24 protein-coding genes and 1 riboswitch are annotated in these 23,580 nt (G+C 38.0%); of the genes, 11 read left to right on the forward strand and 13 right to left on the reverse strand.

The genetic code is table 11. The features are described 5' to 3' along the window. Positions 1–68: 68 nt before the first annotated feature. Positions 69–1,595, reverse strand: coding sequence for a Ppx/GppA family phosphatase (locus tag ACRPLY_RS14955; RefSeq protein WP_165635678.1), 1,527 nt, complete (start codon positions 1,593–1,595; stop codon positions 69–71). Positions 1,596–1,697: 102 nt separating this feature from the next. On the opposite strand from ACRPLY_RS14955, the gene ACRPLY_RS14960 reads away from it, so the two are divergent. Both ACRPLY_RS14960 and ACRPLY_RS14965 read left to right on the forward strand, forming a co-directional pair. Beyond that, the gene (locus ACRPLY_RS14960) at positions 1,698–2,210 is read left to right on the forward strand and encodes a L,D-transpeptidase family protein (protein ID WP_432231931.1); all 513 of its coding nucleotides are present in this window, start codon (positions 1,698–1,700) and stop codon (positions 2,208–2,210) included. 261 nt (positions 2,211–2,471) lie between these two features. Beyond that, on the forward strand, positions 2,472–2,939 hold the full coding sequence (locus tag ACRPLY_RS14965; RefSeq protein ID WP_013056025.1) for a YkyB family protein: 468 nt from the start codon (positions 2,472–2,474) through the stop codon (positions 2,937–2,939). 50 nt (positions 2,940–2,989) lie between these two features. Here ACRPLY_RS14965 and ACRPLY_RS14970 read toward each other — a convergent pair whose 3' ends face one another. Further along, entirely contained in the window at positions 2,990–3,895 is a 906-nt protein-coding gene (locus ACRPLY_RS14970) for a chemotaxis protein (protein ID WP_432231932.1), read from the reverse strand. Between the two features lie 297 nt (positions 3,896–4,192). On the opposite strand from ACRPLY_RS14970, the gene ACRPLY_RS14975 reads away from it, so the two are divergent. The 5 genes from ACRPLY_RS14975 to ACRPLY_RS14995 all read left to right on the forward strand — a co-directional run bounded on the left by ACRPLY_RS14975 (position 4,193) and on the right by ACRPLY_RS14995 (position 7,549). After that, positions 4,193–4,792, forward strand: coding sequence for a TetR/AcrR family transcriptional regulator (locus tag ACRPLY_RS14975; RefSeq protein ID WP_013082269.1), 600 nt, complete (start codon positions 4,193–4,195; stop codon positions 4,790–4,792). Positions 4,793–4,905: 113 nt separating this feature from the next. Continuing rightward, a complete protein-coding gene (locus tag ACRPLY_RS14980) occupies positions 4,906–5,100 on the forward strand; it encodes a hypothetical protein (protein ID WP_013056022.1) in 195 nt (64 codons plus the stop codon). Positions 5,101–5,303: 203 nt separating this feature from the next. Next, positions 5,304–5,525, forward strand: coding sequence for an IDEAL domain-containing protein (locus tag ACRPLY_RS14985; RefSeq protein WP_047751393.1), 222 nt, complete (start codon positions 5,304–5,306; stop codon positions 5,523–5,525). Between the two features lie 96 nt (positions 5,526–5,621). Next, positions 5,622–6,785 carry an aminotransferase A gene (locus ACRPLY_RS14990; RefSeq protein WP_033578399.1) on the forward strand — a complete coding sequence of 388 codons (1,164 nt, stop codon included), beginning with the start codon at positions 5,622–5,624 and terminating at the stop codon, positions 6,783–6,785. A gap of 152 nt (positions 6,786–6,937) precedes the next feature. Beyond that, complete coding sequence (locus tag ACRPLY_RS14995) at positions 6,938–7,549, forward strand: nitroreductase family protein (RefSeq protein ID WP_014461024.1); 612 nt, start codon at positions 6,938–6,940, stop codon at positions 7,547–7,549. Between the two features lie 36 nt (positions 7,550–7,585). Here ACRPLY_RS14995 and ACRPLY_RS15000 read toward each other — a convergent pair whose 3' ends face one another. Then, complete coding sequence (locus ACRPLY_RS15000; RefSeq protein WP_028414127.1) at positions 7,586–8,371, reverse strand: SDR family oxidoreductase; 786 nt, start codon at positions 8,369–8,371, stop codon at positions 7,586–7,588. A 144-nt stretch (positions 8,372–8,515) separates the two neighbouring features. On the opposite strand from ACRPLY_RS15000, the gene ACRPLY_RS15005 reads away from it, so the two are divergent. Then, positions 8,516–9,211 carry a GNAT family N-acetyltransferase gene (locus ACRPLY_RS15005; RefSeq protein WP_028414128.1) on the forward strand — a complete coding sequence of 232 codons (696 nt, stop codon included), beginning with the start codon at positions 8,516–8,518 and terminating at the stop codon, positions 9,209–9,211. Positions 9,212–9,350: 139 nt separating this feature from the next. Here ACRPLY_RS15005 and ACRPLY_RS15010 read toward each other — a convergent pair whose 3' ends face one another. Beyond that, a complete protein-coding gene (locus ACRPLY_RS15010) occupies positions 9,351–10,127 on the reverse strand; it encodes a peptide ABC transporter permease (protein WP_432231933.1) in 777 nt (258 codons plus the stop codon). A 241-nt stretch (positions 10,128–10,368) separates the two neighbouring features. On the opposite strand from ACRPLY_RS15010, the gene ACRPLY_RS15015 reads away from it, so the two are divergent. From ACRPLY_RS15015 to ACRPLY_RS15025, 3 genes are all read left to right on the forward strand, one after another. Then, positions 10,369–11,244, forward strand: a complete 876-nt coding sequence (locus ACRPLY_RS15015; RefSeq protein ID WP_432231934.1) for a LysR family transcriptional regulator — start codon at positions 10,369–10,371, stop codon at positions 11,242–11,244. A gap of 497 nt (positions 11,245–11,741) precedes the next feature. Next, positions 11,742–12,110 (forward strand): CidA/LrgA family holin-like protein, encoded by a 369-nt coding sequence (locus tag ACRPLY_RS15020; protein ID WP_014461029.1) that lies wholly within the window; start codon positions 11,742–11,744, stop codon positions 12,108–12,110. Then, complete coding sequence (locus ACRPLY_RS15025) at positions 12,107–12,793, forward strand: LrgB family protein (RefSeq protein WP_165635677.1); 687 nt, start codon at positions 12,107–12,109, stop codon at positions 12,791–12,793. Before ACRPLY_RS15020 ends, ACRPLY_RS15025 begins: the two co-directional genes overlap by 4 nt. 40 nt (positions 12,794–12,833) lie before the next feature. Here ACRPLY_RS15025 and ptsP read toward each other — a convergent pair whose 3' ends face one another. The 9 genes from ptsP to ACRPLY_RS15070 form a co-directional block, all read right to left on the reverse strand. Further along, a complete protein-coding gene (gene ptsP / locus ACRPLY_RS15030) occupies positions 12,834–14,555 on the reverse strand; it encodes a phosphoenolpyruvate--protein phosphotransferase (RefSeq protein ID WP_013082261.1) in 1,722 nt (573 codons plus the stop codon). Next, entirely contained in the window at positions 14,555–14,821 is a 267-nt protein-coding gene (locus tag ACRPLY_RS15035) for a phosphocarrier protein HPr (protein WP_013056011.1), read from the reverse strand. Before ACRPLY_RS15035 ends, ptsP begins: the two co-directional genes overlap by 1 nt. An 18-nt stretch (positions 14,822–14,839) precedes the next feature. After that, positions 14,840–16,894: a glucose-specific PTS transporter subunit IIBC gene (ptsG, locus tag ACRPLY_RS15040; RefSeq protein ID WP_028414132.1), complete on the reverse strand. Its 2,055-nt coding sequence runs from the start codon at positions 16,892–16,894 to the stop codon at positions 14,840–14,842. Between the two features lie 270 nt (positions 16,895–17,164). Continuing rightward, on the reverse strand, positions 17,165–18,013 hold the full coding sequence (gene glcT, locus ACRPLY_RS15045) for a glucose PTS transporter transcription antiterminator GlcT (protein WP_165635676.1): 849 nt from the start codon (positions 18,011–18,013) through the stop codon (positions 17,165–17,167). Positions 18,014–18,144: 131 nt separating this feature from the next. Then, entirely contained in the window at positions 18,145–19,017 is an 873-nt protein-coding gene (locus ACRPLY_RS15050) for a hypothetical protein (protein ID WP_165635675.1), read from the reverse strand. 382 nt (positions 19,018–19,399) lie between these two features. Beyond that, positions 19,400–19,870, reverse strand: a complete 471-nt coding sequence (gene ribH / locus ACRPLY_RS15055; protein ID WP_013056007.1) for a 6,7-dimethyl-8-ribityllumazine synthase — start codon at positions 19,868–19,870, stop codon at positions 19,400–19,402. 91 nt (positions 19,871–19,961) lie between these two features. Further along, a complete protein-coding gene (locus ACRPLY_RS15060; protein WP_028414135.1) occupies positions 19,962–21,155 on the reverse strand; it encodes a bifunctional 3,4-dihydroxy-2-butanone-4-phosphate synthase/GTP cyclohydrolase II in 1,194 nt (397 codons plus the stop codon). A gap of 16 nt (positions 21,156–21,171) precedes the next feature. After that, entirely contained in the window at positions 21,172–21,831 is a 660-nt protein-coding gene (ribE, locus tag ACRPLY_RS15065) for a riboflavin synthase (protein ID WP_028414136.1), read from the reverse strand. Between the two features lie 278 nt (positions 21,832–22,109). Further along, positions 22,110–22,260: riboswitch (FMN riboswitch) on the reverse strand. A gap of 106 nt (positions 22,261–22,366) precedes the next feature. Next, the gene (locus ACRPLY_RS15070; RefSeq protein ID WP_223546455.1) at positions 22,367–23,401 is read right to left on the reverse strand and encodes a YkvI family membrane protein; all 1,035 of its coding nucleotides are present in this window, start codon (positions 23,399–23,401) and stop codon (positions 22,367–22,369) included. Between the last annotated feature and the right edge of the window lie 179 nt (positions 23,402–23,580).

Raw genomic sequence — 23,580 nt, forward strand, 5'->3', positions numbered from 1 at the left:
TCACCTTCCAGGATAATGAATTTAATCTAGTTAGCTATACTGAATATTCTAACCGATCCAGCGTTATTCTAAAGCTTAGTAAATTCAAGAACAATATTTTTTTTTACTACTTTTTCTAGATGCTTTTTCTGTTTTTCAGCCTGATATTGTTCAGGAAGAAAGGTTTTTGTACATAATAGTTTAATCGTCACTGTGTTTTCATCGCTTTTCACATCAATATGTTGAACAACATTTCGCTTTGTTGCATGTAAGCCATCAGCTATTTTTAAAAGTGCACCGAGCAGCTGAACTTTTTTTTGTTCGTCTTTTGTTAACCACTTTTTAAAAGGAGCAACATATTGCCTAAAAGAAGACTTCCCTTTATATGAAGAAACAAGTGCCAGCTTTAAACGTTCTCTATGTGAAATTCCATCTATTGTACGATTAGCAAGCACATAAAACGTATGCTGGCTGCTTGATTCTGCATCAATATACTTTCCTATATCATACACTTGCGCAGCTTTTATAAGAAGCGCTAAGTCATCCTCTTTTAACTCAACCGGTCCCTGCTCCCTAAGATGCTGAAACATCATACTAGCTGTGCGCGTAAGCTGTTTGACGTAATCTTTACTTACTTCAAACTCTTCCATTATTTCTTGAAAACTTTGCTGTATGACATCGGGGTACATTGGCTGGATATTAGCATCAGATGCTTCTTTAAATAACAGCCCTTCTCTCAAGCCTTTGCGGCTTAGGATGAAGCGAGTCGCGTTCACTGTTTCATATACTGATTGAAATACTTCAATCGCTAGCAAAATTGTATCTGCACGATCGTTTGACAAGCGGTCTAGCTTTTGAAGATTGTGATAAGACAATGAGCCTATAGCAGATTTCACATGCAATATATCAGCTAAATTCATTTCATATTGATGCAGCCCCGCGAGAGGATAGTGGATAAAACCTTGATGCAGTTGCACCATACTTCTTGCACTTCCTCCAATTGCTACAATCGGCACATGACGATTTAAAAGCCAAGGGACAGCATGGAAATGCCGGATCACGAAATCCCGGATTTTCGCTTTTTCTTCTGCAGTGGGAATATTGCCTTTGACGAACTGCAGACGTAGAGATAAGGCACCGAATGGAAAGCTGTGGTACTGCACTAACTCTCGATTGCGAAAATACGTAACTTCCGTACTTCCCCCGCCAATGTCAATTGTAATGGCTTCTTCGATCGAAGTGGAATGAATAACTGCAACAAAGCCGTAATACGCTTCTTCATATTCAGACAATAGTCGAATAGAAAAGCCCGTTTCTTTTTTTACAAGGGCTAGAACTTCTTTTGCATTAGTCGCTTGACGGATGGTAGCTGTGGCCACACAGGTAACGCGCAGCAGCTGATAATGCTTGGTAATAACTCCAAACGTTTTAAGCGTATCAAGCAAGGTATGTATTCCTTTAGCCGTTAACACTCCTTCTTTATCTAAATAATTTCGAATCCGTGCAGCTACTTTCACGTTTTCAATTTGCTTAAACCCTCTGCCTTTTTTGTATTCATAAATAACAAGGCGTATTGTATTTGAACCTATATCAATCAGTCCATGCTTATAAGTCAATGTAATTTCAACACCTTTTTCAAAATAACTTTAAAAAGTCACTTTTACTTTTTTCAATCGTATACTGTTACAGCATAGTCATATATCAAAGGAGCGAAGTTAATGAGATATATAGTAAAGCGCGGTGAAACCTGGCAAAGCGTTTCAGGTGACTACCGGATTCCGGTTGAAGACCTGTGGATGACTAATCCTTTTGTAAGCCATCATGCGCTGAAGCCTGGGCAAGTAATCATCATTCCAAACCTCCCCGATAAAGAGCTCATTCCTTACACGATCCACGTGTTTATTGCTGAAAAACAGCTTGAATTACGAAGAAATAATATCATACAAAAAGTCTATCCCATTGCAGCAGGAAAAATGCTGAGCGCAACGCCTACTGGAGACTTTGTTATCGTTAACCGGGAACCAAACCCCGGGGGGCCTTTTGGTACAATGTGGCTAAGCTTGTCTAAAAAGTCATATGGCATTCACGGAACAAATGATCCAAGTTCTATTGGAAAAGCCGTATCCAAAGGATGCATTCGTATGTATAATGCCCAAGTAAATGAGCTAGCTCAAATTGTGCCAAATGGTACTGGTGTTTATATTCGACCCTCTCGACGAATGGCTCAATAGTTCGGGATTTACTAATCAATGATTGTTTAACTGTGCGAGCAGCATTTTTTAAAAATAGAAAGTATGGCGTGCTGTTCCACTTTACTTGTATAAGGAAGCGTAACAAAACAAACCCTATACATAGGAAATTTCATTAATTACCAAAATACTTCTTCGTGTAATTATTTTCAAATGGGACAAGACACGCTATAATGAACGTATCAGCTTTCACCTTTCACCTTATAGGTTGAACAGCTGATATGATAGAAAGGGAGTGAACGTATGTCTCAAGCAAATGGACAAGGCTCTTTGACCCCGTCTGTATCTGAGATTGCACAAGCTATTTTCACTGTAAATCGTCACGCAAAAGCTGCTCCTGATCCTAAGCAGTTATATACGTTAAAAAAAATTGCATTAGATCAACTAATTTTAGAAGGAAAAGCAAAAAAAGAAGGACTTCACTTTTCGCCAAACCCTGGTAAAAGTCAACAAAAATCAGATGTACTTGTATCAGTTGGAGACTACTTTTTCCATATGCCTCCAAAGAAAGAAGACTTCAAAGAGTTATCACACCTCGGCCATTTAAACCATCAGTATCGAAATCCCAAAACGACTATGTCATTATCTTATGCGAAGCGCTTATTATCTAAATATACGGGTCATCTCGTACAGCCGGCTAAAAGCCCTGTTTCGACTCCAAGAAAACGGCAAGCACCTGTGTTTAAACCGCTGGGTAAAAGTTATTTTTAAAAAAAGTGCCTGAAGTGGAGCAATCTGCTTTCAGGCACTTTTTTGTCTTCCTACAAAGTATAGAGATCAATCAACTCAACAAGCTCTCCGATTTCCGGCTTACTTACTTGTCCTTCCGCTCCTACCATTTTTCCCTTGTGACGTAAATCTTCTGTGATAAGAGAAGAGAAAATAATAACTGGAAGGATAGAAAGCTGAGGATTTTCTTTCACTTTTTTAGTTAAATGATGGCCATCCATTTGCGGCATTTCTATATCTGTAATAAGCAGCTGGACTTGATCACTGATTTCCACTCCTTTATCGATCACCGAGCTTAGATAGTTCCATGCTTCCTCACCGTTCTCGAAAAATTCCGTGTTCTCATAACCTGCTTGTGCAAGAGTATCTTCAATCATTCGGCGCAGCAGCGGCGAGTCTTCAGCCACGACAATCTTTTTATTAGAACGTTCTCTAGCCCCTAGCTTTTTTATTTTCGACTGATTAATACCCGCATCAGGGTTCACATCAGAAATCAACTTTTCGAAGTCTAACAGCAGAAGCATTTGCCCGTTTAATTTTACCACTCCAGTAATCTGCGTTTCCAAACCTTGATACAAATCTGAAGGCTTCTCAATTTCTTTCCAAGAAATACGGTGAATTTGCGTTACTGCGTGTGTGTGAAAGACTATTTTTTGCTGATTGAACTCTGTGACGATTAACTTATCTTTTTCCGGCGTATTTGAAGGTTCCATTTTTAACGCTTTTGCTATGTCAACGACAGGAAGAACTTCTCCTCTTAGCTCTATAATACCTTCTATGTAAGAATGCGCATTTGGAACAGGTGTAATAGATACAGGATTAATAATCTCTCTAACTTTTACTACATTGATGCCAAATAAAACATTTCCTATCTCAAATTCGACAATTTCCAGTTCGTTTGTACCACTTTCTAACAGTATTCCTTTATCTTGATTCATATCACTTACTCCTCTCATCTCACCCGCTTATCTAATAGTCCATATTTCCTATTATAGTGACCGCCTCTTATATCCGTAAAGAAAAATTTTCTTATTTTATTATCCTTTTTCCCTAAAACATATACATAAAATATTGTTTTACGAATTAACAGAATATTATATACTATATAAAAACATGAGCGTTGATCCCTTTCGTCTTATCCTCTGCTCAGTTTTTTACTTGCTCTACTTTACTTCTCTATACTAGCTTATGAACTTGAGTCAAACGACCACTCCTATTCAAATGAGGTGTAATTTATGAACAGAGGATTACAAAAAGAAGAAACAAAAAAACGCATTCAAAAAGCAGCTATCTCTTTATTCCAACAGCAGGGATATCAAAAAACGACTGTGTCTCAAATTACGCATGAAGCGGGTGTAGCAAAGGGAACATTTTTTAATTACTTCAAAACAAAAGAAGAAGTTCTTCACTACCTTGGAATTAATTTCACAAACCGTATCTCCTATAAATTAGAACAGCTCCTTCAAACCGAAGAATCAACTGCTGCCATTGTTAAACAACTGTTTTTATTACTAGCACAATCAAACGAAGAAGCGAACCCTCACCTAATCCGTTCTTGGTTTCATATTGCTATTACCAACAGTTCCTTTCAACAATCTGAAATTCTTCAAATTGAAAAAATGCGCGCTCATTTTACAAAAGTTTTTCAAACAGGACAAGACCGTGGTGAACTTATAGTTGATATCCCTGCGGAAGAAATGGCTTCTATTGCTATACTTAATTTTTTTGGCACCCTTCTCTACTGGTGTACTAACCAACCCGACTCTGCTACCCTTCAAGAAAGAATAGACAAGTCGGTTACTCTTCTATTTAGAGGGTTTCTTATTCATTCCTAAAAGCCTGTTCACAAATTTTTAACAAGAAATCGAAGATAGCTGTGGACTCTACAGCCAAAACGGTTTATACTACACAAAGTGAATGAATAATCTTAAAAGAAGGTGTTCGTAATATGAAAGGCTCCGTCATTCTTTTTAATGACGATAATGAAATGACCATTATTGAAAACGTAGAAGAAGCTGTATATCAAGATATTAAAGAACAAGAAGGCTCTGATCACTGCGTTGTCACATTGGACGATCATGAAGTTGATTTTGGCTACGTTTCCCCCGTTTATTGGCGTGAAGGCCAAATACACACTGACTAATATACAAGACCTGCATATATATGCAGGTCTTTTTATGCACTTATTTTTTTGAATCTAGAATTGAGCGTGAAGCAAGGAACCTCTGATTTCCTAACACATACCTTAGCACATTCGCAGTTAAAAACAGGGTTAACAACTACATAGAAAGGGTACATTTCAAGTAATAGAAGCTGCGTTTTATTTTAAAAAAGGAGGTTTATGTTATGAGTTCTTATCGAAAAAATATGAATCACTATCCTCACTCATCTCAGTACACACCTTACCAACACTATTACGCAAAAGAGGCCAATCGTATTTTGACGACTATGAGTACAAACTTTAATAAACAGCATTTGAAATCTCTTATCGACGATGCGTTAGATAACAGAGATGAAGAACAATTTTATGAACTAACAACTGCTTATAATAAGCTATATAACACCTAACTTAAAACCACTATTTGCAAAATGCGCAAATAGTGGTTTTTTACCTATTTTCATTGTGATAAAATGAGTTGAAAATACGCGGAAGGATTTGAAACCATGGAGCACTTAATCAATAAACGTGTCAAAGAAATTGAACTATCAGGAATACGTACATTTTATAATATGGTCTCACAATACCAAGATGTTTTATCCCTCACAATTGGACAACCTGACTTCTTAACACCACAGCATGTAAAAGAAGCGGCAAAATCTGCAATTGATGGTAACCAAACTTCTTATACCCACAATGCTGGAACAATCGAACTGCGCGAGGCAGCAGCTCAATTTGTCAAAGAAAAATATGACTTGCACTATAACCCAGCGGATGAAGTAATTGTGACCATTGGAGCTAGTCAAGCAATTGATATTGCTCTTCGCACCATTTTAGAAGAAGATTCCGAAGTTATTTTGCCTGGACCTGTTTATCCAGGATACGAACCGCTTATCCGGTTAAACGGGGCTAAACCTGTACATATTGATACAACCGAAACAGGATTTCGACTAACTGCGGATTTAATCGAACAACATTTGACCTCTAAAACAAGATGCGTCATCTTACCTTATCCGTCTAATCCTACAGGCGTGACGTTGTCACAGCAAGAATTAGAAGAAATTTCCGCTCTTTTAAGCGATAAAAATATTTTTGTACTATCTGATGAAATATACAGCGAGCTCGTTTTTGATAAAAAACATCAGTCCATTGCCTCCATTTCATCTATGAGAGAGAAAACAATTGTTATTAACGGAGTATCAAAGTCTCATTCCATGACGGGCTGGCGAATTGGTCTTTTATTTGCTCCTTCTTATTTAGCCAAACATATTTTAAAAGTTCATCAATACAACGTGAGCTGTGCTTCTTCTGTCTCTCAAGCAGCTGCACTCGAGGCACTGACAGCAGGTAAAAACGATGCGGTGGATATGAAAAAAGAATACGAACAAAGACTGAATTATGTGTATGACCGACTAGTAAACATGGGATTTGACGTAGAAAAGCCGACTGGTGCTTTTTATATCTTCCCTTCTATCCAGAACTTCCACAGTAATTCATTTGATTTTGCCCTGGAGTTAGTCAAAGAAGCGGGTGTTGCACTAGTACCCGGCAGCGCTTTTTCTTCCCACGGTGAAGGATATGTACGCCTGTCGTATGCGTATTCCATGAACACGCTGCGTGAAGCCTGTGATCGAATTGAAGCTTATCTTACATCTCGTCAATCACGTTAAACCGATGGTAAGAAGTGTATGCATTTTTTTGTGAGTGATAGCACATAAGAGCGGGTATACTAGAAGCATATAAATTGACTTCAATAGTGTATCATTATAAAATGTGCATCGATTCACTAAAGAAATACATACTTTTAACGGAGGTTTTTATTATGACAAAAGATTTTTTTGATGTGGTAAATGAACGTACATCGATTCGAGAATATGACTCTTCAGCTAAATTAAGCAAAGAAGAATTAACGGAACTTTTAGAAGCAACAGTGAAGTCACCATCAGCTTGGAACTTACAGCACTGGCATTTCGTTGTTATTACAGACCAAGATGCGAAAGAACGTCTACTTCCAATTGCTTACAACCAAAAACAAATTACAGAAGCAGGCGCTGTAGTAGCTGTGTTAGGTGATTTAGAAGCCAATAAAAATGTAGATGACGTGTACAACCCACTAGTCGAAGCAGGTCACATGACAGAAGACGTAAAAAACATTTTGTCAGGACAAATTAACGGCGCTTATAAAAACGGTGCTTTCGCCCGCGATGCCGCGTTTACAAATGCTTCGCTTGCATCTATGACATTCATGCTTGCAGCAAAAGCAAAAGGATATGACACATGTTCAATGGGCGGATTTAACGCACAAAAATTTGTAGAAGAGTTTAAAATTGAGGATCGATACATTCCAGTTATGCTTATTTCAGTTGGAAAAGCAGCTAAAGAAGCACATGCTAGCGATCGTTTACCATTAGATCAAGTTACAACTTGGATTTAACAAAAAACCCTGCAGCTGCAGGGTTTTTCTATGTAACTAAATGGATTTCACCATGCCTCCGTCGATTAGAAACGACTGGCCTGTCATATATGAATTCGCTCCCGAAACAAAGAAAGCAACGGCTTTAGCAAACTCTTCAGGCTGACCGTAGCGCTTAAGAGGAATTTGGTTTCTCATCTCTTCTTCAACTTCTAAAACGTCTACTCCCATTTTTTCAGCACGAATGGTATCTAGCTCTTTCACTCGGTCTGTTGCAATTCTTCCTGGCGCAACCGTGTTAATTAAGATACCGTCCTCTGCTAGTTCTGAAGCAAGTGTTTTCGTAAGTCCCACGATTCCTGTACGGAAGGTATTTGACAGAATAAGTCCAGCAATTGGCTCTTTAATGGAAGAAGAAGCAATATTGACAATACGTCCTCCGCTCTTTTTCATAAAGGGCACTACCTCACGAATAATACGAATATAGCTGAGGAGATTTAACTCAAATGCCTGCTTCCAATCATCATCTGTTAACGAAAGGAAGTTCCCAGCTTTAGGACCTCCTGTATTGTTAATTAAAATATCAATAGTTCCAAACGTATCTACTGTATATTGAATAACGTCTTGAATGTCCTCTGTTTTTGTAACGTCTGCCGTTTTATGTAACACTTGTCCGCTTCCAAGGTATGAAATCTCTTCTGCTACTTGGGCTAGTTTCTCTTCTGAACGACTTGCAATCATAACGTTTGCGCCTTCTTCTGCGAGTCTAGCAGCAATCGCTTTGCCAAGCCCTTGGCTGGCTGCAAATACAAGCGCTGTTTTTCCTTTTAATTCAACATCCATTTCTTTCACCTCGTCTAATAGTTCGAATCTTTTTAACTTTATCACGTTCTCGTCAAATTCTTCAATAAATATGAAATAATTTCTTTTTTCCATATGGTATACTTAATTATCTGAAAATTATTTCTTAAAGGAGGCAAAAAAGCAGTGTATAAAAAGCAATGCTTTGTCTTTCATCAAAATAAGCCTGTAATATGTACGGTACGATCATATACATCGAATGATTTTGATGAGTTGATTCGGATTCAAGAAGAAAGTTTTCCCCCTCCTTTCCCTTCTGAATTATTATGGAGTAAAGATCAGTTAAATAACCATGTTTCCCTTTTTCCGGATGGAGCGCTATGCGTGGAGATAGACGGGACAATATGCGGATCTATCACAAGCGCGATTGTTTCAGTGGAAGGAAATGCGGCTCACACATGGGATGAAGTAACAGGAAGCGGATATATTCATACGCACGACTCTTCTGGTAATACGCTTTATGTAGTGGACGTGTGCGTCACTCCTTCGCATCGATCAATGGGGCTTGGGAAGCTGCTTTTGCAGTCTTTATATGAAGTGGTGATTCATTACAAGTTAGAAAGGCTGCTCGGCGGGTGCCGCATCCCTGGATACGCACCAGTGTCTTCCTTGTACACGCCCGTTGAATATATGAACCTTGTATCAGCCGGAACTCTCTACGACCCCGTTATGACCTTTTTGATGCGCTGTGGCAGAACGCCTATTGGCCTCGCAACAAATTATATTGAAGATGAAGATTCACACAACTACGCCGTACTAATGGAATGGAAAAATCCATTTTATACGTCTATTCAAAAAGAGGCTGGGACAAAAGCATTTTAGCCCAAGTGAAAAACGAACCATTAATCAGCATGTTTGATTAGTGGTTCGTTTTTTTGTGATGGTAAATATAGTTTTATCTGTCTCGTTCCTTCTAGCAGTTGATTGGATTCATCTCCCTATGTCTCAACTTCTTTTTAGGTTATTGAACTTCTTCAATGCTCCACTCCAGTTCTTTATGAGTCAGAACAAGATGCGCCTGCAATTTACTCATCGCTTTGTGCTCAAACCGATCATTATACATTTCATTCATATCGTCAAAATCACCGATTGTATACAAAGGAATTTTAATATCTTTACGGGATTGAACCATATGTTCAAAATCAATAAACAAACCGTCATTCGTTAAAGTAAGAAGCGTATTTGCTAACACGAGCGGCAAGATCGGATATTCTAACTTCTTCCTTCTAAATACAAATCTTTTTTGCTTAATTGCTGACATTTTTAACGGAATGATTCGGCTTAAAATATGCTTCATATCATACACGTCTCGAAAATAGATTTTGTTATAAAATCCATCATCGTGAGCTAAATAAACAAATTGATTACCGAGTTTATTATTAAATGGCGAATTGAGCGGTTTTTTTAAATGACCTAAATACAGCAGCGCTGCAATATCTTGAGGTTCTAACAAATCCAACGAAGATATATCCTCAAAATCAATCCAACAAAAATCGCCATAATTATAAACATCATCCTCTGCTAAAAGATGAATTTGTTCTTCTTCTACATAGTCCATATGGGTTTGGTAATGGTAATCACTGTCTTCAAAACCGTGCTTTAACAATAATATATTTGCAAGCGGCGTAGGAAGGGAATGATAAAACTCTTTAAATTCAATTCCATATGTAATAAAGCATTTTTTATTTACATGGCCATTAATATAAACGATATCTCTTATTTCATCTGCTTTACTCAACCGTTCTAACCACCTTATTGATTGATTCTGTGATCGATATGTAACCGTTCTACTGATTTATATATTATACTTCTAAAATAAACAATGTGTAAATATATATTGTTGGCAATTTCTTTTGTATTCACTCCCCCTTCTACTGATCATTTTATTGGATAGGACAGAAAGGTATAGAGCTGATCGTGAATGTGGTAGAATGTGTGTATCTTATTAATTAGCATGTATGAACACGGAGGTATACAAAATGGATGTTCGCCATTTGCATTACTTAACAGAAGTGGCAAAACATAAAAATTTCACAAGAGCTTCTGAAGCGCTGCATATTTCTCAACCTTCTCTCAGTAAAATGGTTAAATCATTAGAAGAAGAGCTCGGCACACCTTTGTTTGATCGCACTGGCAAACAAGTGCAGCTTACCGATGCAGGAATAATTGTGTACGAGCAAGCTGAAAGCATTTTATCTTCTCTCCGAGATTTATCGGATTCCCTCTATGATTTAATGCATTTAAAAAGAGGAACCATCAAAATAGGCATTCCCCCTATTATTGGTACATTGTTTTTTCCTACTATTATTAAAGCATTTCGAGAGCAATACCCTGAGATTGATATTCAATTAGTGGAATATGGCGCTAAAAGAATGCAAAAGTTTGTGGAACAAGGAGAAGTGGACGTGGGGGTAGTTTTACTTCCAGTTGATGAAAATATGTTCTTTACGACTCCTTTAGCTCGAGAAACGCTGCAGCTTGTTGTGCATAAATCTCATCCGTTGGCTCAGCATTCTACGATTTCATTAAAAGAGTTAAAAGACGAAACGCTTATTTCCTTTCATGAAGACTTCACCATGCATGAAATGGTCTATAACGAATGTTTAAAAAATGGATTTACGCCTAATATTGCTTTTAAAAGCTCTCAGTGGGACTTCATTGGAGAGCTGGTAGCTGCTAATCTCGGCATTGCTCTTTTCCCTTATTCATTATGTGAAAAGCTTGATTTGGAGCATATGAAAGTAATTAATCTCGAGAATGCTATTCCATGGGAAATTGCTTTAATCGTTAAAAAAGATCGATATATCTCTTATGCTACGCAGGCTTTTATTGATTATATTAAAAGTACAGTTTAACAATGCTGAGACAAAAGTAGTTTAATTAAAAATCCGAACGAGCCTGATTCTCCATCAAGAATCAAACTCGTTCGGATTTTTTTCATGGCGGTGTAACAAGTCATTCATACTAAATCATTTATCCCATTGGTTCGTCTTTAGATTGAATGGATGTAGGCATGTCACAATTTCTTTTTTTGATTGCCTTTTATTAAATAATTACACCTTATATTTCACAAACGCTTTTTTGAAAAGGTTACCAACGCATTTGTAAAGAGATTTCTTGCGACTATAACTAAAAAGAATAGTTATCATAGTTATTATATATTTCATATTATAGTCGTTTTTTTGTAAGATAAGTGTGTAGCATTCATTTACTTAAGTTGTATCCCCATTTGCAAAATCCAAATAGTTTCTCTTTTCCCATGATGGAGTCGTCTTTTCAGCATAGACGACTCCATTATTGTCTCAACAAACTAGGAATGAATGAATAAAAACATAAATAAAGGAGGCTAATCATGAAACTGATTATGGTGATTTTACAGATTTTATTACTAACGGCTCTGTTTTTAATAGGAGAAAGTATTTCACAGTGGTTTGACCTCCCAGTGCCAGGTAGTATCATCGGATTTTTCTTACTGTTTTTCTTACTGTACTTTAAAGTAATTAAATTAAGCTGGGTTGAACAAGGTGGAACACTGTTAGTGGGAGAACTATTATTATTTTTCATACCAGCCGTCGTTGGACTCATCAATTATGGAGATGTATTGATGCATTTTGGAATCCAGATTGTGATTATTATCACAATCAGTACGATTATTGTGATGTCTGTAACGGGAATCATTGCAGAACATATTTCAAGAAGAAAGGAAGGTTCGCTAAAATGACATTACTCACATGGATTGCTCTTCCGCTTACACTGCTCGTTTATGTCGGCACAAAAGTGCTCTATAAAAAATATAAGTCTATGCTAGTTTCCCCTATTTTACTAGCCCCCATTCTTTTAATTGGCATCTTATTAGTAACGAATGGCTCTTATGATCATTATAAGCAAGGTGCCAGTGCTATTAGCTTTATGCTTGGACCAGCAACCGTTGCTTTTGCTGTTCCTATGTTTAAATACTTTGATTTACTCAAAAAACATCATGTTGAAATCAGCTTAAGCGTAGGGCTCGGCACGTTTGCTGCCATGATTTCTTCCATGCTGTTAGCATTAGTGTTTCATTTACAATCAACGCTGGTTCATAGCTTGATTCCAAGATCGGTTACGATTCCTATTGCTGTTAATGTATCTCAGACGCTAGGAGGAGATCCGAATATTACCATTATGTTTGTGATTATAACCGGTGTAGTGGGATGTATGGTCGCTCCAAAACTCATTAAGCTCCTCGCACTGCACTCTTCTCTAGCAAGAGGTCTTCTTTTAGGCGTAGCTTCTCATGGGACAGGTACAGCAAGAGCTTTTGAATTTGGAAAAATTGAAGGTACTTTTTCTAGCCTTGGCATGATCGTAGCAGCACTTCTTACAATGCTGTTTGCGAATATGCTTCTGCCTACTATTTTCGCTTAAAAGATAAAAAGGTGTGATCATATATGATCACACCTTTTTATTATCCAATATGAAAAGTTGATTTTACGAACTCAATAACTTCTTCCGTAGAAGACATTGATAGAATTGTATCTAAATGAGGTTCGATATCAGCTTTTGATAATTGACGGATTTGAGAACGAGCTTTCAGAATAGATGTTGCACTCATTGAGAATTCATCTAAGCCTAAGCCTAAAAGAATTGGAATGGCAATCTCATCTCCTGCCATCTCTCCGCACATGCCTACCCACTTACCTTCTTTGTGAGCCGCTTTGATTACCATATTCACTAAGCGAAGAATCGCTGGGTTATACGGTTGGTATAAATAAGACACGCGCTCATTCATGCGGTCAGCAGCAAGCGTATATTGAATTAAATCGTTTGTTCCGATAGAGAAGAAATCTACTTCTTTAGCAAATAAATCTGCGATTACCGCTGAAGAAGGAATCTCTACCATCATCCCTACTTCGATGTCTTCCGAAACTTGTACGCCTTCTTGTTGAAGTTTTGCTTTTTCTTCTAAAAGAATAGCTTTTGCTTGACGGAACTCATCAACAGTAGCAATCATAGGAAACATAATTTTCAGATTACCGTATACGCTTGCACGTAGAAGCGCACGAAGCTGTGTACGGAACATGTCTTGCATCTCTAGACATAAGCGGATAGCACGGAATCCTAAGAATGGGTTCATTTCTTTTGGTAGATTTAAATAAGGAAGCTCTTTGTCTCCACCGATGTCAAGAGTACGAACAACCACTGGTTTGCCTTCCATACGTTCAAGAACTGTTTTATAAGAAGTAAACTGCTCTTCTTCCGTCGGAAGATCTTCGCGGCCCATATATAAGAATTCTGTACGATAAAGGCCAACGCCTTCGCCGCCGTTTTCTAATACGCCTTTTACATCTTCTGGTGTACCAATGTTAGCTGCAAGTTCAACGTGATGATCATCAGCTGAAACCGTTTTTTCATTTACAAGCTTAGCCCACTCAGCTTTTTGTTCTGCATACTCAGCGGCTTTTTTCTCGTAAGCTTTTACTGTTTCTTCGCTTGGATCAACGATAACTTCGCCATCTAAACCATCAACAATTACTAATACGCCGTTTTGAATGTCTTCCATAACTGTTTTTGTACCTACAACAGCTGGGATCTCCATTGAACGCGCCATAATTGCTGAGTGAGAAGTACGTCCGCCAATATCTGTTGTAAATCCTTTTACGAACTTACGATTTAACTGTGCTGTATCAGACGGCGTTAAATCTTCTGCGATAATGACAACTTCTTCTGAGATTAAGCTTGGATTTGAAACGTTTACACCTAAAAGATGAGCTAATACACGTTTTGTTACGTCACGGATATCAGCAGCACGTTCTTTCATATATTCATTGTCCATTGACTCAAACATATTAATAAACATTGCCGCTACTTCATCAAGTGCATGTTCAGCGTTTACATTTTCATTGGTAATTTTATCTTTAATTGGATTAATAAGTTCAGGATCGCTTAGAACTAATAAGTGAGCTTCAAAGATTTCTGCTTTGTCATCTCCAAGTTCTTTACGAGCGTGCTCTCTAATAATTTCAAGTTCTGATTTTGATTTCTCTAGCGCAGCTTCTAGACGTGCTACTTCTGCTTCAACTTCAGTTACTGATTTTTTTTCAACGGTTAATTCTGGATTTTCTAGACGAAATGCTTTAGCAATAGCAATGCCGCTAGAAGCGGCAATGCCTTGAATTTCCTTTGTCATTATTCGCCTAATCCTTCTTTGCTCATTGTATCTTCAAGAGCAGCAAGTGCATCTGCTTCGTCAGAACCTTCTGCAGAGATAGTGATTGTAGCGCCTTTTTGAATACCTAAAGACATAACGCCCATGATTGATTTTAAGTTTACAGTTTTACCGTTGAATTCTAAGTTGATGTCAGAATCAAATTTGCTTGCTGCTTGTACTAAAGTTGTTGCTGGACGTGCGTGAATTCCTGAGTCTGCTGTTACTGTAAATGTTTTTTGTGCCATGTTAAATCAATCTCCTTTTTACTTTGAAATGTTAATAATATTTGCTTCTTGTTGAGAAACTTGGCCCTGCTTTAAGATATCAATTTTTTCATCAGCTTGTAAATTCGTGAAAATGATCGGCGTAATCGTCGATGGCGCATTTTCTTTTACAAAGTCTAAATCAATTTTCAATAGAGGCTGTCCTTTTTTCACTTCATCGCCTTGGGCAACTAAAGCTTCAAAACCTTCGCCTTTTAAATTAACTGTATCAATACCAACGTGAATTAAAATTTCACGTCCAGTCGTTGATTCAATACCTAAAGCATGTTTCGTCGGGAATAAGTTTACTATTTTTCCGTCCACTGGTGCAACTACTGTGCCTGTTTTCGGAATAATCGCAAAACCGTCACCCATTAATTTTTGTGAAAATACCTGATCTGGTACTTCCGATAAAGGTACCAATTCTCCCTCAATCGGTGAAACAATATCATTACCATTATCGCTTCCTACTTCAGATGTTGCAACAGGTTTTTCAATTGTTTTTGTCTCTTCTTTTGTGACAACCGGTGTTTTGCCATTCATAATGTCTTGAATTTGACCTTTTAACGTGTCAGATTTCGGACCGAAAATAGCTTGAATATTGTTACCAACTTCAAGAACACCAGCTGCTCCAAGTTTTTTCAAGCGGTTTTTATCAACGTTACCCACATCATCTACTGAAACACGTAAACGCGTAATACAAGCATCTAAATGTGTAATGTTTTCTTTACCGCCAAGTGCAGCCAAAATATTTGTCGGAAGCTCTGCTGCTTCTACTTTTACATCTTCTTCTCCTTCTTCTTTATCTTCACGACCCGGTGTTTTTAAGTTAAATTTACGGATTGCAAAGCGGAAACCGAAGTAGTAGATAACTGCTAGAACTAAACCTACTGGAATAACTAGCCACCATGCTGTGCGGTTTTGCATAACTCCAAATAGAACGTAATCGATAACCCCACCTGAGAATGTCATACCGATTTTAACATTTAATAATTGCATAACCATAAACGACAAACCAGCAAATACTGCGTGAATCGCAAATAATACTGGTGCTACGAATAAGAACGAGAACTCAAGCGGCTCTGTAATACCCGTTAAGAAAGATGTTAAAGCAGCTGAACCCATGATACCAGCTACATATTTTTTGTTTTCAGGACGCGCTTCGTGATAAATCGCAAGAGCGGCTGCTGGCAATCCGAACATCATGAACGGGAATTTACCAACTTGGAATGTTCCTGCTGTTAAAGGCACGCCATCTGCTAATTGAGCAAAGAAAATCTTTTGGTCACCATGAATATGTTGACCTGCTTTATTGACATAATCACCAAACTCAAACCAGAACGGAGAGTAGAAGATGTGATGAAGTCCAAATGGAATTAATGAACGTTCAATTAATCCAAATACAAACGCTGATAAAGTTGGGTTTGCATCAATCATGTTGGTAGAGAAAGCATTTAATCCGCTTTGAATTGGCGGCCAAATGAAAATCATAATAACACCTAAAAGAATTGAAAATACCCCAGTAATAATTGGTACAAATCGTTTTCCTGCAAAGAACCCTAAGTAAGATGGTAATTCAATATTGAAATAACGATTATACATGGATGAAGCTAAAATACCTACTATGATACCCCCGAATACACCCGTAGCTAACGTAGGAATTCCTAAGATGCTAGTGTAAGCTGGATTAGCACCCATTTTGTCAGGATCTAGTTGTCCTGTAGCAACTAAGATTGTGCTCATCGTTTTGTTCATAATTAAGTAACCTACGATTGCAGCAATACCTGCTACACCGTCACCACCGGCTAAACCAACGGCAACACCAACGGCAAACAATAGCGATAAGTTGTCAAATACGATTTGACCCGCCTGCGACAAAACATTTGAAACTAATTGAACCCAGTCTGCACCAAGTGCCGGTACTGCATCCAACAATGTAGGGTTTTGAAGCGCTGTCCCTACTCCAAGTAAAATCCCTGCTGCCGGTAAAATCGCAACCGGTAGCATAAGCGCTTTTCCGACTTTTTGTAATACTCCAAAAAGTTTTTTAAACATGGCGCTTACCTCCTTTTATATATTTAGTGTGCAACAAGCTATTTATTTGATACGTGAATCATTAACGCGCTTTCATAAAACGCTTTCTTTAACTAGAAAACTCATTACATCTCCTGGTGTTATGAGGCGAAGTCTTCAATGATTGCGCTTTCTTATAACAAAAAAAGGCATGAGGAAAAAGAAACGACAAATGGATACACTCATCCAATTACACATCGCTTCATTTCTCACTCATGCCTGATCGTATCAGTAACACGTATTGAAATGATTTTATAAATCCGTTTTTGTTATAAGTCGCTGCAAATGCATCGTTAAGTAAACTGCTTCTGCTTCATACACAGGTAAATGTAACGCTTGCTGCATTACTTTTATCACTTTCCAAGACACATTGTAACACAGAGGATATTCTTCTTTCAATAGCAAAGCAATTTTTTTTGGCTCTTCTATTTTTTCTCCTGTTTTTACTCGATCAATGGCAAAATGCAAATGACGAATCAATCTCATATAGTGTACAGATTCTTTGTCTACCTGCAGATGAAGCGATTCTTCAATCACATTAATAATCGTTTGAATAAGCTGCGAGTCTTGATTCACTTCCAGCAGATTTTTTTCAGTCAGCGCGCTGTGAATATGTAGCGCAATAAAACCAATCTCTCCTACTGGAAGCTTCACGCCTATTTTACGACTAATAATTTCTACCACTTCAGATGCGATCGTGTATTCCTCTGGATATAAGGCTTTTGTTTCAAGTAAAAATGGATTTTTAAGCCCCATTCCCTGCTGAAAACGTTTTATCGCAAACGCGATATGATCCGTCAATGAAATGTGTATATGCTCATTCAAAGGAATGTTAACACGCTTTTGAATGTGCGTTACAATATCATTCATCATTTCAATCACGTCTTCATCCACCTGAGCTAAAAGCTGCTTGTACTGTTCTTGCTCTTCTTCACTCTTTAACAAAAACATTTTCTCCACGGCTTTTGCATCGATTTCATCGCCTTTTTTCTTATTGAACCCTATTCCTTTCCCAATTAGCACAACTTCATCATAGGTAAGGTGTTTAGCAATTAAAACATTATTATTAAGTACCTTTTCTACAAAAAAGGACTCTTTCACGAATCCTTCACTCCCCTGTTTCGGCTTTCTATTATTTGCTTTCCTATCTTACAAATAATACGCATAACCGTCAATTCATTTTTCTTTGTTTCAAATATTATTGAACTAAACTATTTGAGTTACGTATTATCTTAGTAGTTCTTTGCTGGAAACGCAACGTCTTTTTTGCTCGTCCCATAACAATTTTTCATAATAAAGTTTTGAAGCATAACGCTCAGAATGAATACACCCGCTTGTAAAAGCGTAAAAAGAACAAGTGAAGTGGTAATAGATACCAGTAAAATCCCATAGTGAATTAGTAAAATATCTACTATACGCAGCCCCGCTATAATGATCCCAGCTCCAATAAAAAATTCTTTGACTACACTCCAAACGAGGAGAATCGTAACAATACAAACATAAATCATCGTTGCATTTACGGAATCATGAGTAGCCGACGCAAACCATCCCGTATAAAACCAATTATTATGAAAGTATGCTAACAGCAGAAACATAATAGTAGAAGTAATGGCGAGCATTCCCAGAAAAAATGTAGCGTAATGCACAAATGTCATATACCGTTCTGTTAGCCATACATACCAAATCTTTGAAATACTAAAGCCTATAGTCATTAAAACGCCTGTATAAATTGTTTTCCACCAGTGATGTGTATAAATATCCCAGTGTAAAAATAATTCTTCAATCCCCATAAACATAGCCGAAATGATTAAAATATAGCGGAATTTTAATTGATAAGCAGCTACCACCATAGCCATGATTGGAAAAGCAAACGTTTGAGAAGTTAAGGACCCAAACAAATTATCAAAATATTCATTGGTCATAAAATCAGGATCGTACTCGTAACTTTCAAACAACACAAATACAACATACTCTAGTACATAAGCCATTCCAATGATAAAAAAAAGCAAAACGACTAGCCTTTTATCTTTTTTACGTATGAATACTGTAAGCAAAACGGCTGTGCTGATAATAATCAATGCAAAAAAAGCAGTATAATGAGGCATAGACGTCTCCCTTTTACGACCTAATTATTACTTAGAGTAAGACGTTTTAGCTAAATTATACATAGCTAGCTGCTATTCAAAAGAGATTGAGACATACTACATCAATCCAATCTAAAGGCGAACAAATCGGATACATGAGATAGTATGGATCGCTTGCTGCACTGCAGGTGATTTCCCTGCAAGTCTTCGCTTTCCCTACAGGAGCCTTCGCCCTGCTCTCCACTCAACAGTTAGAAGCCTACATACAGGAAACCTACGTTGTAATGTAACCCTAACCATGAAAAAATCCGAACGATTCATCGTTCGGATCTTCTTTCAACTACCATACTTTTGTTTCAGCCTCTTTTAACTCTTTAGTTTACAAAAACTGGAATGACCTCTATTATCCTTCAATCATTTTTGAAAGGTTAGCCATTTCGATAGCTGATGCTGCAGCTTCCCATCCTTTGTTTCCTGCTTTTGTTCCTGCACGTTCAATTGCTTGCTCAATTGTTTCAGTTGTTAATACACCAAAGATAATTGGTACGCCTGTTTGTAAGCTTTGAGATGCAACGCCTTTTGCTACTTCATTACATACAAAATCAAAGTGTGGAGTAGCTCCTCGAATAACCGTTCCTAGCGTAATAACCGCGTCATATTTTTTAGATTCAGCTAATTTTTTAGCGATTAATGGAATTTCATAAGCGCCCGGTACCCAAGCCACGTCTACATCTTCATCAGCTACGCCGTGACGTTTAAGCGCATCTTCTGCTCCACTAAGTAAACGCCCCGTAATAAATTCATTAAAACGCCCTACCACGATTCCGATTTTTAATCCTGTGCCAACTAAATTTCCTTCATATAAATGATTCATCTCTTGTTCCTCCTGCTAGTAGTAATATATAGTTATTTACATTTCTTTTCATGAATTAGCTTCATTTGTTATAACGAAAAAAAGTGTAAACTTATAAATGTAATAAATGACCTAGTTTTTTAGCTTTGGTATCTAAGTATTTTTTATTGGCATCCACTGCCGGCATTTGAAGAGGCACTCTCTCTACCACTTCAAGGTCGTAGCCTTTTAGCCCAGTAATTTTGCGAGGATTGTTCGTTAAAAGCTTCATTTGTTTGACTCCAAGGTCCTTTAAGATTTGAGCACCGATTCCATACTCTCGTAAATCCGCAGCAAACCCGAGTTTTTCATTCGCTTCTACGGTATCGTATCCTTCTTCCTGCAGCTTATATGCTCTTAGCTTATTTAATAAGCCAATACCTCTGCCCTCTTGACGCATGTACAGCAGAATGCCGCGTCCTTCTTCTTCAATTTGCGTAAGAGCTGCGTGAAGCTGAGGACCGCAGTCACAGCGCTCAGAGCCAAACACATCTCCAGTCAAGCACTCGGAGTGAACCCGCACGAGAACGGGGCTATTATGATCGATATCACCCTTGATAAGAGCCACATGTTCTTTATTATCAAGTTTATTTGTATATCCTACAGCCTTAAAATCACCAAATGCCGTAGGTAAGCTTACTTCTACTTCACGGCTAATCAGCTGGTCATGTTTGCGGCGGTAGGCAATCAAATCTTTTATTGTAATCATTTTTAAATCAAATTGCTCTGCAATCTTTGTTAAATCCGGTACGCGTGCCATTGTTCCATCTTCATTCATGATTTCACAAATAACACCCGCAGGCTTTCCTCCTGCTAACACGGCTAAATCAACAGCGGCCTCTGTATGACCCGCACGCTGCAGAACGCCCCCGTCTTTTGCAATCAACGGAAAAATGTGTCCTGGTCGTTGGAAATCACTTGCTACCGTTGCTTCATTTACAAGAGCCATAACGGTAGCAGAACGTTCGTACGCACTGATACCTGTTGTACTTGAAATATGATCAATACTTACTGTAAATGCTGTTCCATGTACATCCGTATTGTTCACTACCATCGGGTGAAGATTCAATTTATGCGCAATTTCTTCATTAACAGGTGTACAAATTAATCCTCTTCCATGAGTAGCCATAAAGTTAATAACCTCAGGCGTCGTTTTTTCGGCTAATGCAATAAAATCTCCTTCATTTTCTCGATCTTCATCGTCGCATACAATAACCACTTTTCCCTTTTTTAACTCTTCAATGGCTTCTTCTACTTTATGAAACATCTCTTTCACCTCACTGTTAATTTGTAAAACCATGCTGCTGCAATAAATCCTTCATATTACCTGACCGATTCGAGGCGCCAGGAGTTGACTTGTTAGCCATCATCTGATGCATATATTTAGCTAACATATCGCATTCAATATTCACCTTGTCTCCTCGCTGTTTGTCTCCCACGACTGTGTGAAGCACCGTATGAGGAATAAGAGAAATAGTAAATGATTGATTGCTGACATCAAAAATAGTAAGACTTGTTCCGTCTACAGAAACAGATCCTTTTAACATCATAAATTCACGAAGTTCAGGATCCACTTGAATTTCATAATAAAAGGCATTTCCTTTACGTGTTTTGCTTACAATGGTTCCAATTCCATCAACGTGTCCGCTGACGAAATGCCCTCCAAACCGGCCATTTGCAGCCATCGCCCGTTCTAAGTTAACACGTGATCCAACGGTTAGAAGCTGCAGGGTACTTGCTTTAATCGTCTCCGGCATGACGTCGACCGTAAATTCATTTTGAGAGTAAGCCGTTACGGTTAAACAAACGCCGTTAACTGAAATACTGTCCCCTAAGTTCACATCTTCTAACACGGTCTTCGCATCAATCGTAAGAACAATTGCTTCTGTAGCCTTTTGAATCCGTTTTATTTTTCCAATTTCTTCAATAATACCTGTGAACATTTTCTTCACCTGCTTTGGCGCTATTCCAACTTCTTATGCCGTTTTGAAATAGCAGCTGCTTTTTTTTCATATTTATCTTTCCCCCAACCACTGAAAATAAAAAAGCCCCTTGAACAAATGTCCAAGGGGTCGGCTGAGCTGAATCAGTTTTATCTATGCAAAATTCCGCTAATTGTATACGAAATAAACAGTTATGTTTTGTGTACAAAAACAAGGGTAGCTTTAAAAAAGGCAAACCTGTCCCTTATTAATACAACACAAAAAAACAACTGTGCTTCCTGATCCTTCTCCCATCCAGACTTTTACTGTCGGCTCTAGATTTTAACTAGATCCACCGCTAACATACATCGTATGAAAACGGGTCACGGGCTTAAAAGCATATGCTTTATCACCGCCGGTTGGGACTTACACCCGACCCCGAAGGATAATATATTCGACTGCTAGAGTCTTATTTGTTTTACATTATAGCAAAGTAAAATCGACTTGTCACATCATTTAACTTCGTTTTTCACATCTGTTCTGCAAAATCCAGCTTTTAGCTTATTTTTTCTTTTTTAATACATAGCATCCATACAAAAGCTAGTCCAATATAGCCAAATATCGGATACAAAAACTCAAGAAGCTGAGCATATCCAAATTGCCCGATAATAAAGCATGCCAAGATAATAAACGCAAAAGCTTGTTTGTCATTCAGGGGAAGAAATGATTGAAGCTGTTTAGCGATTCCAAATACATTTCCAATCAATGTAGTAAAAATCTCACCTAACACAACTACCGTAAATAAAACATTCACCCACGCTGAGATATTTTTAACAACGGCACTCATCGGAATATCAAGTTGAAATGAATAAGGCAAATTGGAAAGGGCAAGATGAGTAGAAACAAGCATAAACGTAAGTACACATCCTCCTATTACGGCCCCTTTTTTGATCACGCTCTTATCTTTCACGGAGCTTCCTAATGGAACTAAAACGGCCTGAGCCAAAGCTAGATTTAGGGAAATATATAAAAAGGGACTAACCGCCCACTTCCACTGTGTGACGAGCGTTAAGTCTGGCTTCGTTTGAATCAGTGAGAAATAGCTGACATTTGGCACAAAGATGATAAAAGCAAATGAAAGCATCATCGGCACAACAAGAGAATTAACCATTAAAATACCGTTAATTCCTCTTGCGATAAATATATAAGTTAAAACAATTGTACAAATCATCCCAACAGGAGGCCACAGCCCGAACTGTTCTTTTCCTATTGCCCCCGTACTCGCTAGCATGACTGAAGTTACTCCAAATAAAATGACGATCATTACACCGTTTACCGCTTTTCCAAGTACATCACCAAATAAATATGTATTAAGCTGCTGATAAGAAGAAGCCCCAATTGCGTGCGAAAGCAGCATCATTTTCGAACCTAGCCAAATAAAAAACAAGCCGCTGACCAAAATTCCAACCATTCCAAGTTCCCCGTACTGTGTAAAAAATTGAACAATTTCCTTGCCTGTTGCAAAACCGGCTCCTACAACGGTGCCTACATACGTAGCAGCAACCTGCAGCGTGAGTTTCCACCTTTTCATGCCCATCACCCTTCTACCCTTCATAGTTCACTATATGTAGAAACGGTTAAAAAAAGACGAGCCTTTTATATGTAAATCCTCGCCTCACCCGGTGCTGTTCCTTTTTCGTTTTTTTATTTCCTTCTTGTTTTTTTCATGAAAACCCTTTATCCCTTAACATAACGGCAGTTTTCAAACAA

The organism is Priestia sp. TGN 0903, assembly GCF_050846855.1.
Lineage (GTDB): Bacteria > Bacillota > Bacilli > Bacillales > Bacillaceae_H > Priestia > Priestia zanthoxyli.

Bases quoted from the DNA above. Each gene is read 5' to 3' on its own strand.
- ACRPLY_RS14960 (WP_432231931.1), top strand. From the start codon at position 1,698: ATGAGATATATAGTAAAGCGCGGTGAAACCTGGCAAAGCGTTTCAGGT.
- ACRPLY_RS14965 (WP_013056025.1), top strand. From the start codon at position 2,472: ATGTCTCAAGCAAATGGACAAGGCTCTTTGACCCCGTCTGTATCTGAG.
- ACRPLY_RS14970 (WP_432231932.1), bottom strand. From the start codon at position 3,895: ATGAATCAAGATAAAGGAATACTGTTAGAAAGTGGTACAAACGAACTG.
- ACRPLY_RS14975 (WP_013082269.1), top strand. From the start codon at position 4,193: ATGAACAGAGGATTACAAAAAGAAGAAACAAAAAAACGCATTCAAAAA.
- ACRPLY_RS14980 (WP_013056022.1), top strand. From the start codon at position 4,906: ATGAAAGGCTCCGTCATTCTTTTTAATGACGATAATGAAATGACCATT.
- ACRPLY_RS14985 (WP_047751393.1), top strand. From the start codon at position 5,304: ATGAGTTCTTATCGAAAAAATATGAATCACTATCCTCACTCATCTCAG.
- ACRPLY_RS14990 (WP_033578399.1), top strand. From the start codon at position 5,622: ATGGAGCACTTAATCAATAAACGTGTCAAAGAAATTGAACTATCAGGA.
- ACRPLY_RS14995 (WP_014461024.1), top strand. From the start codon at position 6,938: ATGACAAAAGATTTTTTTGATGTGGTAAATGAACGTACATCGATTCGA.
- ACRPLY_RS15000 (WP_028414127.1), bottom strand. From the start codon at position 8,371: ATGGATGTTGAATTAAAAGGAAAAACAGCGCTTGTATTTGCAGCCAGC.
- ACRPLY_RS15015 (WP_432231934.1), top strand. From the start codon at position 10,369: ATGGATGTTCGCCATTTGCATTACTTAACAGAAGTGGCAAAACATAAA.
- ACRPLY_RS15020 (WP_014461029.1), top strand. From the start codon at position 11,742: ATGAAACTGATTATGGTGATTTTACAGATTTTATTACTAACGGCTCTG.
- ACRPLY_RS15025 (WP_165635677.1), top strand. From the start codon at position 12,107: ATGACATTACTCACATGGATTGCTCTTCCGCTTACACTGCTCGTTTAT.
- ptsP (WP_013082261.1), bottom strand. From the start codon at position 14,555: ATGACAAAGGAAATTCAAGGCATTGCCGCTTCTAGCGGCATTGCTATT.
- ACRPLY_RS15035 (WP_013056011.1), bottom strand. From the start codon at position 14,821: ATGGCACAAAAAACATTTACAGTAACAGCAGACTCAGGAATTCACGCA.
- ptsG (WP_028414132.1), bottom strand. From the start codon at position 16,894: ATGTTTAAAAAACTTTTTGGAGTATTACAAAAAGTCGGAAAAGCGCTT.
- ACRPLY_RS15050 (WP_165635675.1), bottom strand. From the start codon at position 19,017: ATGCCTCATTATACTGCTTTTTTTGCATTGATTATTATCAGCACAGCC.
- ribH (WP_013056007.1), bottom strand. From the start codon at position 19,870: ATGAATCATTTATATGAAGGAAATTTAGTTGGCACAGGATTAAAAATC.
- ACRPLY_RS15060 (WP_028414135.1), bottom strand. From the start codon at position 21,155: ATGTTTCATAAAGTAGAAGAAGCCATTGAAGAGTTAAAAAAGGGAAAA.
- ribE (WP_028414136.1), bottom strand. From the start codon at position 21,831: ATGTTCACAGGTATTATTGAAGAAATTGGAAAAATAAAACGGATTCAA.
- ACRPLY_RS15070 (WP_223546455.1), bottom strand. From the start codon at position 23,401: ATGAAAAGGTGGAAACTCACGCTGCAGGTTGCTGCTACGTATGTAGGC.